We start from the raw sequence: 13,283 nt of genomic DNA on the forward strand, positions 1-13,283 counted from the left end.
CCCAGCGCTGCGCGCTGGACAGCGAAAGCTGCTACGCGTTGCGCCGGCTGAGCGCCCGCTCCGCGGGCGCAGGCGTGGCTTGCCACGCCTGTCAGTTTCCGCTTCGCTTCAACTGACACGTAGCAGGCCCGCGTTGCGGTCCTGTTCCGGCGGCAAGCCGCCGGTCGAGCTGCTTCGCGCCTCGACGCAGGTCCGCTTCGCTCCCCTGCTTTTAGCAGGCTCTTCGAGCCTGCTAAAAGGCTCGCTACCGCGAGCCTGGCTGGCTGGCTGCAGAAACGGCACTTGCAATGTCTGTCTCCTTTCCTTCCTGGGCCACTTGACACGCCATCACGAATTCCTGACTGCCCGTCACTTTTGAGGGTCTATTGTCCCATACTGCTGGTGGCGGGATGGGGGTCTTCGGGGTTCAGGTGCAGGGGCTGTCATGTATGAGGCACGCTCGATTGTAAGCGTGTGATGGCCTCGTATCTTGAGGTCTTGCATCATAATTTCTCTGTAGAGACTCTACCTTGAGGGCTCACTGCCCCCGTAGATCGAAAGGCGGGATCTCATGCCGAGGAAGCAGCGGCTCCGTCCTCATCAGGTCGAGGCAGTTGACGCCGTGGTCCGCGCGCTCGGGTCTTCGGTGAGCGGAGAGCTCGCGGACGCGGCGGTGCGTGCGCAGGTGATTGCGCCTCCCGGGGCCGGCAAGAGCCTGATCGCGGTCTATGCGGCGCAGGGGCTGCGTGCCGAACGGGTGTTGGTTCTGGTGCCCACTATCGATCTGCTGGGTCAGATGGTGGGTGTATGGCGTGCTGGTGGGCGTGGTGGCCGGTTGTTCGGGGTCTGCTCTGAGCGGGAGAAGGCTGCTGTGGGGGTGCGGTGCACTACGGATGCGGGTGAGTTGGCGGGGTGGCTTGCGGGTGGGGGCCGGGTGATGGTGTTCGCCACGTATGCGGCGGCGGGTCTGGGTGTGCTGGAGCGTGCTCATGCTGCCGGTGCGGGGCGTTGGGATCTGATGGTGGTGGATGAGGCGCACCGGACGGCGGGGGTGTTGGGGAAGCCGTGGGCTGTGGTGCATGACGATCGGCGGCTGCCGGCGGTGCGGCGGTTGTATATGACGGCGACTCCGCGGTTGTGGGAGGTAGCTGGGCTGGAGGGGGTGGCCGATGGGGCGGAGCGGCTGGTGGCGTCGATGGACGATGAGGAGATCTTCGGGCCGGTGGTGTACCGGCTGACGATGTCGGAGGCGATCGAGCGGGGGCTGATCGCGCAGTACCAGGTGGTCTGCGTGGATATTGCTGATCCGCAGTTGTCGGCGGTGCGGTTGGTGGGTGCGGAGGCGTTCACGGATGAGGTGCGGGGGGTGCGGTTGGCCGCCTTGCAGACGGCGGTTTTGAAGACTGCTGCGGAGCATCGGCTGCGGCGGGTGTTGACGTTTCATCACCGTACGAGTGAGGCGGAGGCTTTCGCCGGCGGGCTGGGGCAGGTGGCGGCGGCGCTGTGGGAGGCCGATGCGGGATCGTTCGCGGAGCCGGATGCGGTGTGGGCGGACTGGCTGTGCGGGGAGCATCGGGCGATACACCGGCGGCAGGTGCTGGAGACTTTTTCCGCGGGGGTGGTCCAGGATGCCGTGATGGAGTTGTGTGTGCTGTCGTCGGCGCGTGTGCTCGGCGAGGGGGTCGATACCGCAGCGTGTGATGCGGTGGTGTTCGTGGATGCGCGGGGCTCGACGCCCGATGTGGTGCAGGCGGTGGGCCGGGCGCTGCGGATGCAGCCCGGGGAGGGCAAAGTGGCCTCGCTGGTGGTTCCGGTGTTCCTGGAGCCGGGTGAGGAGCCGGACGAGATGCTGGCCTCACGGTCGTACACGCATCTGGTGAAGGTGCTGACCGCGCTGCGGGCGCACGACGCCGAGGCTGTCGAGCAGCTCGCCGTCCCCCAGTCCCCCAGTCGGCAGGCTGTCTCGGCTGCGGGCGGGACGGCGGGTGGGGTGGTCAGCGGGGCGGCGCAGGGGCTCCTGCGGTTCTCCACGGCCCGGGATCCGGTGCAGTTGGCGGCGTTCATCAGGGCGCGCGTGCTGCGGCCCGAGGGCGAGTACTGGCGGCGGGGCCTGCGGGCCGCGATCGCTTACGCCGCCGATCACGGGCACCTGCGGGTCCCCTATGGGTATACCGCTCCCGATGCTTTCGCGCTGGGGGTGTGGATCGCCAAGCAGCGCGTCGCCTACCGTCAGGGCAGCCTGGCCGAGGAACGGGTGACGGAGCTGGATGCGGCCGGGATGGTGTGGTCCCATCTCGAGGTGGCCTTCTCCGAGGGTCTGGCCGCCGCGCGCGGCTGGGCAGGGGAACACGGGCACCTCCTCGCCCCTACCGAGGCAACCTGGCAGGGTTATCCCGTGGGGATCTGGCTGCGTGACCAGCGCGCCGCCGCGCGACGAGAACGAACGGCGCAGAACAAGCCTGACGGGGGCCGGACATCGGGGAAGACCAACAGTGCGCGGCGGTGGCGGGAACTGGAGAAGATCGATCCCGCGTGGTGCCCGGTCTGGGACATCGCCTGGCAGCGGTGCTTCCACCTCGCCCGCACCCATGTCAACGGCGGTGGGGAGCTGCCCGCTGTACCCGGGAAGCTCGTCGTCCAGGGTGAGGACCTCGGACGGTGGGTCGGCGCCCAGCACACCGCGGCCGTGTGGGACGGCTTGATGCCCGCGCAGCAGTGGCTGCTCGCAGAGGTGCTCCACCTGACGCCGGACCGGGAGCAGTCTCAGGCAGGGTCTGCGTCAGGCAGGCAGAGGACCGTGGGTCGGACACGGGCGCAGATGTGGGCCGATAACCTCGCTGCTGCCCGCCAGTACCACCAGCGGGAAGGACACCTGAACGTCCCTCGCCAGCACGTGGAAACCGTAGACGGCGACGACCGTGCGCTGGGAGTGTTCATCGCCAACTGCCGGGTGCGCAAGCAGCGTCTGGCGCCTAAGCGCGTGCAAGAGCTCAGTGCCGTCGGAATGAAGTGGGCTTGAAGAATCGGGTGCAAGGGCCGCCGACGTGCGCGGCCGTTGTCCACTTCCGTCGGCGTACGGCCCGTCGCCCTCACTAACCGAATGTGTCAGCCCGCCCAAGCTGAGGGCGGGCCATCCGCATGCGAGCGGTACAGCAATGTCCCTGGCCCTGTCGGATACATGGATCATTCCCAAGCCGCCAGACCACCGGCATCAAGTTGCGCATCAGCGACACGATGAGCCTCGCTGGCGGGCTGCAGCAGCTTGTCCGACGCGAGCGCCATGGCTTCGTCCCGCGGCTGGGGTGCCGAGAGACGCTGGCGCAGGGTTCCGCCCGCTGGACGGGGCTGTTGCCGCGACCAGGGCCGCTACGGTGGCCAGGTGACTGTCGTGAACGACTCGGCGGGCGGCGCGGCCAGCCCCGCGGGTTTCACCATCTCCGCCGAACTATCCATGGTGCTGACCGCTCAAGGGCCACACGGTGAGCGGGCGTTGAACCTCCTGCGGGATGCGGCGGCGGTCCTGTCCGATCCCGCCCGGTGGAACGCTCCGTACGAGGTCGCCCAGTCCTGCTGCCGGGGCGCGATCGACAGCATCCTCAACCTGGCGCCGAAGGACATCGAGGGCATCGAGGCAGCCAGGGCCGCGGTCACGGATGCAGCCAAGTCCGCCGTCGAAGCCTGCCGTGCCGACGGCTCCGTCCCGCAAGGGCTGCTGGATGAACTTGCTGCTGCGGTCGATGCACTGCGCGCGGAGGAGGCCAATCCGGGCGGGCGGCGTATCCGCCAGATCGGGCACCTGGTGCAGGAACTGACGCGGCAGGAGATGGGCCTGGCCGAGGTGGAGGCCGTGCGCAACTCCTGGACCCGGTTCTACCGGGACACCTCCGGCGTCGTGCACGGTTCGGGCGCCACGCCAGAACAGTCCCGCGAGCGGTTCGAGGGCGTGGTGGCCGCCTTCGAGCAGCTCTTTTTGGGGCTGCCGGAGCGTGCCGAACGGCTGAGGCAACTGGCGCTCAGTGAGCAGCCCTTGCGGGAGGATGCTGCCGAGGTCGCGTCGATGTCGGATCCGCGCGCTGGCAGCTACTTCTTCCGTGCGGCCGTGAGCCGGCGCTGGCTTGACCTGCTGCCGCTGGAGCGACTGCTGCCGGAGACCTCCCGCTGGCCGGCCCTGCCCTATCTGCGGCGGCTGCTGGATGCCGACGCACCGCAGATGTGCGGGTGGGTTCAGCAGCATCTCGCCGCGATCGAGAAGCGCGGCCCAGGCGCGGTCGGCACCACGGTGAGTCTGGTGGCCGGGGCCGGCATGACGGCATGTGCACTGCTGCAGCAGATCGCCAGGGAACAGCAGGATCGCCATGTGCTGCTGCGGATCAGTTTCTGGGCTCGGGACGTCCCGATGTCCGACCGCAACGGGCAGTGGGTCTCCGTCGTCGAGGAGGTGTTGCGCACGCCGTCCTTCGGCACCGAGGAGTCCTGGGAGGCGGCACAGCTGGCACGGGCGCTGACCCACACAGCCCATCCGGGGGGCCAACTGCGTCCGGCCAGGGACCGGTTGGGGGTCATTATTCGGTCCGCGCTGGCATCTGTGCTCGCCGTGCCTCTGGCGGAGGCCGACACGTGGCGGATCAGCATGGTCAATGACCTGCGGGAGATTTCCTTCGCCGATCCGCCGCGCGACGTGCTGTTCGCCCTGATGCGGGCCGTGCTCGACCTGGCCCGGCAGGACGCCCGGCTCGGGGTCCCGCTGTCGGAGCGCTGGCGGGTACTGGACAGCAAGTTGCCAGCCGGTGCTGCGGCCAACCGGCTGCGCGCCGTCGTCCTTTTGGAGTCGTATGACGACGACCGGGCCGATCCGGTCTCGTCCGCAGCCTGGTGGGTGCGGGCCCTGCCGCTGGCGAGCCGGCTGGCGGCTGCCGGATCTGCGCGTGCGGATGTCGCGGACTTCCTCGCCCTGCTCGAGGACGCCTGTCCCGACGAGCACCGTGCCGATTTGCACAGTGTGTTGGCCCAGGGCCTGGGAGAGGCACCGTCCGCGCCGGAGATCTCTGCATGGAAGAACGCCTACGAAACGGCGTCCGAGCCGCTGCCGCCTGCTTGGCGGACCGTCTGGGACCTGTCGGCGGTTCTTGCCCCGCAGGTGCTTGAGCCGTGGGGGCCGATGCTGGAGATGCTCACCGGCTTGACGGGGCGGCCCGCGCCCGCGCGTCCCGTCCCGCGCCTGCAGGTCACGTCCTGGGTCGAGAGGCACGGCGGTCTGGCCGCGGACGTGTTCGCCGCCCGGGCGGCGGAGGACGGGCCCGCCGCGGCGGCCGGCCAGCTGGTCGCCGCGCCCGTCGCGCGCAGCGACGTCGACGCCGAGGGTGCTCGCGCCGGTCTGCTCGGTGACCTGGTGTCCCAGGATCCGCAGCTGTGGGCCCGCGACCCGGACGGTGTGGCGGAGGCCGCGGCCGGCGCCCCGATCGTGCTGGCCGCTTACTTCAACTCCCTGCACCGGGCCGCCCGTGAAGAAAGACTCAGCCAGAACGAAGTCGCTGCGATCGCCCTGGCCGCTTTCGCCGCCCGTCCGGCAGCCGGACAGGACGGCCCGGGCACGGAGCAGTTGCGGCGGGTGATCTGCAACTTGCTGCACCGGGCGTGGGAGAGCGGCCTGCTGCTGGATATGGCGTCGGGGGACGCAGCGGGCGCCGTCGAGTGGCTTCAGGACCTGGTCACCGGTTGGACACGGCCTCGTACGGACACCCCGCAGCCGCTGTGGACGGCCCTCGACCAGCCGGGCGGGACGGCGCTGATTTCGCTGATCGCCTGGGCCCTCCAGCAGGCTCACCGCACCGGCCAGGCTCTGCCCGACCCAACCCGCGGTGTGCTGGCCCGCCTGCTGGCGGACGAGCCCGACGACCAGGCCCTGGCCGTCATCGGCATGTGTCTGGGCCAGCTGGCGGACGTCGATGCGGCGTGGGTCGAGGAGCACGCCGAGCCGCTCTACGCACTCGACGCCCCCTGGCGGCCCGCCGCTACCTGGCTGCATCAGCCGCGGCCGCACGCCAGCGTCTTGGCGTGCCTGGATCGTACGGCGCTACTGCAAGCGGCGGCCGGCCCGGACAGCGCCCCTGTCCTCGGTAAGATCATCCTGTCGTTCCTCGACGGCTCCGAGGTGCTGGGCCCGGCCCCGGCCTTGCTGGCCGAGCTCGCCGCGCGGGACGGCGGGTTGCAGGCGGTCTCCGAGCTGCTGTCCCATCTCGCCCAGGCTGTGATTCGCTGTGATCAAGCAAGCCCATGGACCGAGCGCGCGGCAGCGCTGTGGCGCTCCGCGCTCGAGGCCCGGTTGGGGCCCGCTGCTTTGACCGGCGCGGGCAGGTTCGCCTACGCCGACCATCTCGACGATGCCGCATGGCTGGAGTTGACCGCCCTCACCGTGGTCCGTCAGCCGGATCTGGAGGCGCCCTACGCGATCGCCGAACGGGCAGCGCGCCACCCCGACTCGGCCGATGCCCTGCTGATCGCCGCGGCCATGCTCGGTGCCCAAGTGGACTCCTTCGACCGGCAGGAGATCCAGCGACATGCGGCCCGGCTCTTTGCCCAGAGCACTGCGCAGGGCACAGCCGAGCATGAACAGCTGCGGCTCGCGCTGATCAATGCCGGTGCGATCGAGGCGGCCTACAAGGACCCTCCGCCCGGCCCATGACCGCCCGAGCGCAGGCGGACTGGCCGTCCGGCACGGACCGAGCCCGGCTACGGTGTCGGGCATGAAGTCGCACATCATGCAGATCGTGCGGTGGAGCGCCCCGCAGCCGCAACGCGACGGCACCGTATGCAGCGCACACGGAACCAGGAGCTGCGCCCGGGACCTCGTCGCCGAGGTCTTCCTCCGCGATGCGGGCAGCCCTCGCATCCGCTGGACCGTGTGCCAGTACTGGCTCGACCATGAACCCGCCGTGGCCACTCACGAAGCCGGCGGGGAAGGTTCTGGCCAGGCCCGCCTGGAGTAGGGCCGCCCGCGGCGCAGGGAGTCTGTCTGCGCTGGTGGCGGCGGACCGCCACACTGTGCTCATGGGTGCCGACGTCCCACCTGCCAGCCGTACGCCAGCGAGGAGATTTGGGAGGACCGGTCGGAGGAGTTCGGCGAGCGGCTGCTGGGCCTGCTGCTGGAACGGGCACGGCATCTGCCGCCGCAGCTGATCGCCCCGCTGATCGCGGAGGAGGTGGCCACCGCGCCTGCATCGACGGTAACCCGAGAAGCACCTTTCTCTGACCACCGCGCGGCGGCGCCGGCCTACAGGCCGGCGTCGCCGCGCCTCACGATGTAGTGCCGTTCCACGCGACCGACCGGGCCGATGAGAGTGTCCTCGCCGACGAGTTGCCAGTCCATCCAGTAGGTTCCGCCGCCGTGGTGTTCGCCACGGCAGGAGCAGGTGCAGTCGTCACCGGCTGCTGTCTGGCAGTTGCGGTCGCATCGCTCTGTCGTGGAGAACTCAAGGTAGACGTGTACCTCTCCGAACCGGTTGGCGAGAGCTGTCGTGAGCATCCTCAGGTGCGGCTTCGCTATCTCCCACCGGCCGGGGCGCACCGTGTTGTTCCACTCGGGACGGATACGATCGCCCAGCTCGTCGTGCAGCCATGCTCGATTGGTGGCGCCGAATGGCATCCGCATCCAAAGGCGCGTCTGGTCGTAACCGCGGCGTACCCAAGGTTCTCTCACAGCCCGATGTCCTCCGATGCGGCGTCTGTCCACCTGTCAGCCTTGCGAATATAGCCCCGGAAGGCCGGACTGTTTTCTGCATGCCCGGACTATTCGCGGATCTTCTCTTCGCGCTTCCCGGCTCCCCGTGATGTGGTGATGAATCTGGACGCGATGGGCCACGACCTGGACTCCGCCACCATGGCGACCGTGGCCGTCGGCGCCTACCGGCACGCCCGGCGTGTGTTCAAACGACGCCATCTCCCGGCAGTTCGGACCCGACCACCTCGTCACAGCGCAACTGATGCACATCAACATCGCCACCGGCGAGATGGAGCTGGTCAACGCCGGCCACCCCGCGCCCCTACTGATCCGCGACGGCCAGGTCGTGCGCCAGCTGGAAAGCGCGACGACACTGCCCGTCGGCTTCGGCGGTGAGGAGCCCCGGATCAAAGAGCACACACTCCAGCCGGGCGACCGCGTGCTGTGCTACACCGACGGCATCATCGAGCAACACCTCGACGGCAGGGACCTGTTCGGCGAGGAACGGCTCATCCACTGCGTCAACCGCTTGGGCCAGGAACCCTCCCAGGGAGTGAGGGCGGGCCTGCGCCTGCTCTCCCACGTGCTGAAGAGCAAACGGGGCGGCCGTCCAGCGACGACGCCACCCTTTTCGTGATCGAGTGGCGCGGTGTCGCGGGCGGGGCTATGAGTGCAGCCTTGGCCTCGTGTGAGGAGGCGTTCCGTGTCACAGCTCACGAATCTCACGTTGAGATCCGAGCCCAAGGGGAGCGCAAGGCGCCGATCCTGTCGCCTGACGATCACTGGGGGCGAAACTCTGGCGAAGCCGGTCCTGCGGGGGCAGAGGATCGTCGGCCGCTTCGGCCGCGTTCTCGCCGGTCACGACGGGGCTCTGGCCGCTGGATCGATCGACTGAGGCGCGGTCGCTGGCCAGTGGACACAGTGCTGGTGGCTGTCGCGCCAAGCGGTACCCACCTGGCCGGGAGGACAATCACATCCCACGGTCCCGTCCTCGCGGCCTGCGTGCCTCACGTAGTGGTGAGGACGTCGTCAATGCATGTGGCAGGGCGAAAGCCGGTGGTCAGGCGTTGCGTTGGGCCGGGGTGGGGATGCTGCAGTCCAGCACGATGGCCCGGACGTCGAGGCTTCTTCTCTCGCTGAGTTGGATGGCTTGGCTGTTGTAGGTGGCCTGCAAGGTGGCCAGTGTCTGTGAGGCGGGAGGGCGCTTGCGCTCTGGATCCGTCCACTGGTCTCGGGGGAAGTAGGCGATGAGGTAGAGGCCTTGGCGGGTGCCGAGTGTGGGCAGGTAGTCGTCGACGAGCTGGGTTTCCATGGCGGTTTTGAGGTGATCGTGCCAGTTGCCTTTGACCTCGATGGCTACCTGGGCAAGGAGAGTCTGGGGCAGGCGTGGGGCGCGTGCAGGATCTGATGCGGCGGGGGCTTGGAGGAGGAGGTCGATGCGGTCGCCGGCGCCTTTGGTGTTGCGGTTGACCTGGACCTCGCGGTTGATGAGGATGCCGCCCTGGGTGAGGTCGCGCCTGAGGGTGTGGGCGAGGTAGTCGGAGATGAGGTTCTCGTCCTTGGCGAAGCGCAGCCGTTGCTTACCCTGCGTGCCGTCCGGGCGGGTTTCCAGGCTTGTCTCGTTCCACAGGATCGTTGCAGGGAGCGTGCCCGTGGTGAGTTCGTGCTGGACGGTGTTCAGGAGCGCGACGACCAGGTCCAGCAGGTCGGTTCCATCCTTGATCAGCCGTCCATTGGGGTTGCGGATCAGCTCGGTGAGTTCGGCGGCCATGGGGCGGATCCAGGAGATCTCCCGGTGTGTGTGCTCGGCTTCCCTCACCAAAGGGCGCAGGATGCCTGCCTGCGGCCAGGCATCGCGGAGGGTGCGCAGACGGGTGACGGCCTCGGCCGTTCCCCGGGAGGCGAGGTGGGCGAGTACTGCGTCACGGCATCCTGGTCCGTGGGCAGGTGATGGGCCGTCGGACGTGTCGGTGGGGAGATAGCGGGTGAGGAGGATGCGGGCGAGGTCGGCAACGGCCGGGGTGGGCAGGGCGATGACCCAGGGCGCTGTGCTGCGGGGGTGCAGAATTCGCTGGGTGACGGCGTCCAGAACGGTGTGGTCGCTTCGCAGGCGGTGCTCTGCGGTCGGCCAGATCTCCTCGGGTACGTCGACGAGGAAGACACTCAGGTATGCGGCGTCGAGGCGGGCGTCCTGCGTGGGGCGGGGCTCGCGCAGAGGCATGCCGAACTGGTCCAGTGCCTGTCGCCGGGTCGTGGGGGAGGCGTGCTGCAGCAGCCAGGACAGCAGTGCGGCGAGGACGGCGTGGCCGTCGGGTCCGGTGGCTAGGTCGGGGGCGTTGCGGTGTGCCTGCTCCGTGAGTTCCGTCAGCAGCCGCATGAGCTGGTCTTCGAGTGCTGGGGTCCTGATGCTGGCGGCCAACTGGAGTTCGGGGAAGGTTCGTTCTGCCGCATAGGAAGCGCGGGCCAGGGTTTCGAGTGTGGTCTGCAGTTCCTGCGGGGCATGCGGCAGAGCTGTCTCCAGCAGGCGTTGGCGGCCGGCTCTGCCTGCGGCGCCGGTGGCTTCCATGGGAAATGCCACGAGCGTAGGTGCCCAGGCGCGCCATTGGGCGGGGGCAAGGGCAGACAGTGCCGCCGGGTCGTCGAGGAGGAGGGTGAAGGCGAGGACGGCAGCCCAGGGCCGCCAGGGAAGGTTGGTTGTGCCGATCCAGTCGTCGTCCGTCGGCTGGCTTTCCGTGACGAAGTGTTGCGCTGCTGCGCGTAGGCGGGGAGTGTGATCGGCGGGCAGGACCGATGTGCCGGGGGTGGTGAGCAGGTCGGTGGAGATGGCGGTGAGGGTGCCGGTCTCCGGGTCGTGGAGCAGGTTGCGGCAGAGGCCAACGAAGCTGTCGGTGTCACCCGCTTCTGCTCGGGCAAGGAGGATCGGAGTGTATTCGGCGTACTCGGCACGGCCCTCCCATTGCCTGGGCTCCCGCTGCCTGGTTTCTCTGGCCCTGAGCCGGTCGGCGCTCTCGCCCTCGGTGGGTACGGCGGCGAACCAGACGGCGAATGCCTGGTCCCAGACTCTGGTGCCTCGGGTGGCCCAGGCGATGTCCTGCCCGGCATCCGTCATTCGCGTGAGGGACCACACGTATTGCAGAGCGGGCAGGGCATGAGGGGCCTTGGCGTCACTGAGGGCGTGCTCAAGCTCGACCAGCCAGGCAAGATCAGCCGCGTCGAGCAGGCTGCTTCGTTCCTCTCGTTCCGCACCGGCCGGGAGGCCCGCGTCAGGCCGGGCCATGGTGCGGGACGGCGGATTGGAGTCCCAGCCCTCTGCGAGGAGGAGGGCGTCCTCGGTGTCTGCCGCGAGGGTAATGAGCTGCTGGACCAACAGGCGCCGCAATCGTCGGGCTTGAAGGTTGTCGGGGTCATTCACCGGCGCGCGCAAGGGCGCGGGAACGGCAAGCCGGGGATAGGTGCGCAGGTATGGGCGCAGCAGCGCGGCCACGTCGGGGATGTGGTTCTCGGCTGCGGGGCCGGCCAGGGCACGGTCGAGGAGTGCCTGCACCATGGTCTCGGTGTCGGCGCATGCGCTCCAGGGTGAATCGGCGGGGGTGAGCTGGCCGGCGGCCCAGGACAAGAACGGTGTGATCTCGTCGGGACCGAGGCTGGTCGGCAGGCCGCGGCAGAAGCGGGTGTAGAGGCTGTATTCAGCGTGTGGGGGTGTCAGGGCCGCAAGGAGTTCCGCCGTGGCGAGCTTGGGTCGGCACGCTTCGAGGACGGTGCCGCGCAGACCGTCGAGGGGGTCGTGGTCGGGGTGCTGGGCCAGTTCGGTCAAGATCGGCTTCAGCAGTCCTGCTGCGGCATCGCGGTCGAGGCCGACGGTGATCTGCGCCGCGAGACGGCGCAGGAGGTGCGACTGTTGTGAGTCGAGCGCGACGGCTGCCACGTCGGGCAGGAGCTCGACTGCCTCGTTGTCTGCGATCAGAGCCAGGACCAGCTCCAGTTCCTGGGTGTCCCCGGGCCGGGAGCGGGTCGTGGCATCGGGGAGCGCTTTGCGCAACTGCTGGATGAGATCGGGGTGTTGAAGGCGGCCAGTACGCCACCAGGGGCCATTGCGGGAAGTGTGCTGCCGGCTCTGGCGGAGCAGGCCGTCGACGATCAGTTTCCGGCAGTGGGCATCGTCGATGTAGGAGCTGTAGGACGCGATGGCTTCCGGGTCGGTTCGGATCAGCCAGGGACCGAGATCGGGGCGCAAGGCGACAAGCCAGGCGGCCAGTTCATGGAGGTCGCCGGGGATGCCCGCCTCGCCGATCTCGCCGCGGTGTACGAGAAGTCCCTTTAGTTGCTCGCGGCCGAGCTGGTGATCGGCGAGGTAGCGGGCCGTGAGATAGGAAGCGATGGAGGCGTGGGCGGGGCCTGCGGCTGCGTGGCCCCGGCTGGCGAACAGCGGGCTGTGCAGGACGCTTTCCAGGATGGGCCGTTCGATGACGAACTGCCCGGACGGGGCGCCTTCTTCTGCGTCGAGGAAGGCGTCCAGGGGCAGCAGATTGCGGTCTGTATGGTCCGGGCGGAGGGTGGTGACGCTTCAGCCCCGGTGAGCAGGCAGTAGCAGGCGAGGCGAGCCGCCGTGGCGAATCGCTGTTCCTGAGTGCCTGCGAGCTCAGCCGGATCGCGGTCTTTGCCTTGGTTCATGACTGCGCGTGGGAGGGCGAATCCGTACAGGGCATTGCGGCTGGCCGGCAGGGCATCATCGGCGGCGAAGGTGTCCAGCAGCAGCTTGAGCGTCAGTGGTGTGCGGGCGAGTGCCTGGGCACCGGAGGTGGTGACGGCGTGCAGGAACCGGTCGGGAGAGAGGTTCCGGCCGCTTGCTGCGGTGATCAGGTCAGATCTCCGCAGAGGCGCCAGGGTGTAGGTGTCGCTGTCGGTGATGGCGAACGCGCGGGCGGCGGCCTGCCGCAGAGCGTCGGTGTAGGCCATGCTGCGGCAGGCGATCAGTACGTGCAGGGGGCGGCAGTCGTAGGTGGCGGCCAGGTCGGTGAACCAGCCCGCGATTTCCTTGTTCGTCGCCTGGCACTCATCAACCCCGTCCAGGACCAGGAGGAACCGCGGCGTCTGTTCGTCGTTTTGGAGCCTGTTCGCCGCCGGGAGCGGGAGGATGGTGAGCCGCTCCAGAACGGGCCGGGCCTTCCTGGCCAGATCTTCCCAGGTGCGTACCTGACCGAGATCGACCCTCGCCTCTGTCTCCCAAGCCAAGAAGGTCTGCTTCGGGTCAAGAACTGCGGCCAGGGCGTATGACTTGCCGATGCCGGCTTCACCGAGCAGAACAGCCGATCGAGCGCAGGCCTGCGTCACCGTCACGAGAGAGGGCGTCTCGCGGGCCAGCTGGTTCCATGCGGTCGGCTCCTGCAGGAAGCCGTCGGAGTCGAGAGGCAGAGCCTCACCGACGGGAACGCAGAATCGCTCCAGATGCACGCGGTGCTCCTTCGGAAGAACACCCGAACCTACCGCAGTGCCCGCCGTGGCGACCGGGGACGAGCAAGCACTGGCCGGGCCGGACCTTTCCGACGCCCAGTACGGGCACTGGGCTCGCCTGCGGCTGCTCCCTTCA

At 68.8% G+C, this 13,283-nt stretch carries 6 protein-coding genes and 2 pseudogenes; 5 read left to right on the forward strand and 3 right to left on the reverse strand.

Annotated features, from left to right (window positions below; genetic code table 11):
• The first annotated feature begins 550 nt into the window (after nt 1-550).
• The 4 genes and pseudogenes from OHA11_RS48060 to OHA11_RS48075 form a co-directional block, all read left to right on the forward strand.
• Entirely contained in the window at nt 551-2,998 is a 2,448-nt protein-coding gene (locus tag OHA11_RS48060) for a DEAD/DEAH box helicase (protein ID WP_266509100.1), read from the forward strand.
• A gap of 360 nt (nt 2,999-3,358) precedes the next feature.
• Nucleotides 3,359-6,661 carry a hypothetical protein gene (locus OHA11_RS48065; RefSeq protein ID WP_266509103.1) on the forward strand — a complete coding sequence of 1,101 codons (3,303 nt, stop codon included), beginning with the start codon at nt 3,359-3,361 and terminating at the stop codon, nt 6,659-6,661.
• A gap of 61 nt (nt 6,662-6,722) precedes the next feature.
• A complete protein-coding gene (locus tag OHA11_RS48070) occupies nt 6,723-6,965 on the forward strand; it encodes a hypothetical protein (RefSeq protein ID WP_266509106.1) in 243 nt (80 codons plus the stop codon).
• A gap of 105 nt (nt 6,966-7,070) precedes the next feature.
• Nucleotides 7,071-7,184, forward strand: a pseudogene (locus OHA11_RS48075) (serine/threonine-protein phosphatase); the annotation flags it as partial.
• A 65-nt stretch (nt 7,185-7,249) separates the two neighbouring features.
• Here the strand turns inward: OHA11_RS48075 and OHA11_RS48080 are convergent.
• A complete protein-coding gene (locus tag OHA11_RS48080) occupies nt 7,250-7,627 on the reverse strand; it encodes a hypothetical protein (protein ID WP_266509109.1) in 378 nt (125 codons plus the stop codon).
• A gap of 177 nt (nt 7,628-7,804) precedes the next feature.
• On the opposite strand from OHA11_RS48080, the pseudogene OHA11_RS48085 reads away from it, so the two are divergent.
• A pseudogene (locus OHA11_RS48085) lies at nt 7,805-8,347 on the forward strand (PP2C family protein-serine/threonine phosphatase); the annotation flags it as partial.
• A gap of 409 nt (nt 8,348-8,756) precedes the next feature.
• Here OHA11_RS48085 and OHA11_RS48090 read toward each other — a convergent pair.
• Together OHA11_RS48090 and OHA11_RS48095 are read right to left on the reverse strand one after the other, a co-directional pair.
• A complete protein-coding gene (locus OHA11_RS48090; RefSeq protein WP_266509112.1) occupies nt 8,757-11,930 on the reverse strand; it encodes a hypothetical protein in 3,174 nt (1,057 codons plus the stop codon).
• Nucleotides 11,931-12,013: 83 nt separating this feature from the next.
• Entirely contained in the window at nt 12,014-13,033 is a 1,020-nt protein-coding gene (locus OHA11_RS48095) for an NACHT domain-containing NTPase (RefSeq protein WP_266509115.1), read from the reverse strand.
• Nucleotides 13,034-13,283 lie beyond the last annotated feature (250 nt).

Origin of the sequence: Streptomyces sp. NBC_00878 (assembly GCF_026341515.1) — a bacterium.
GTDB lineage: Bacteria > Actinomycetota > Actinomycetes > Streptomycetales > Streptomycetaceae > Streptomyces.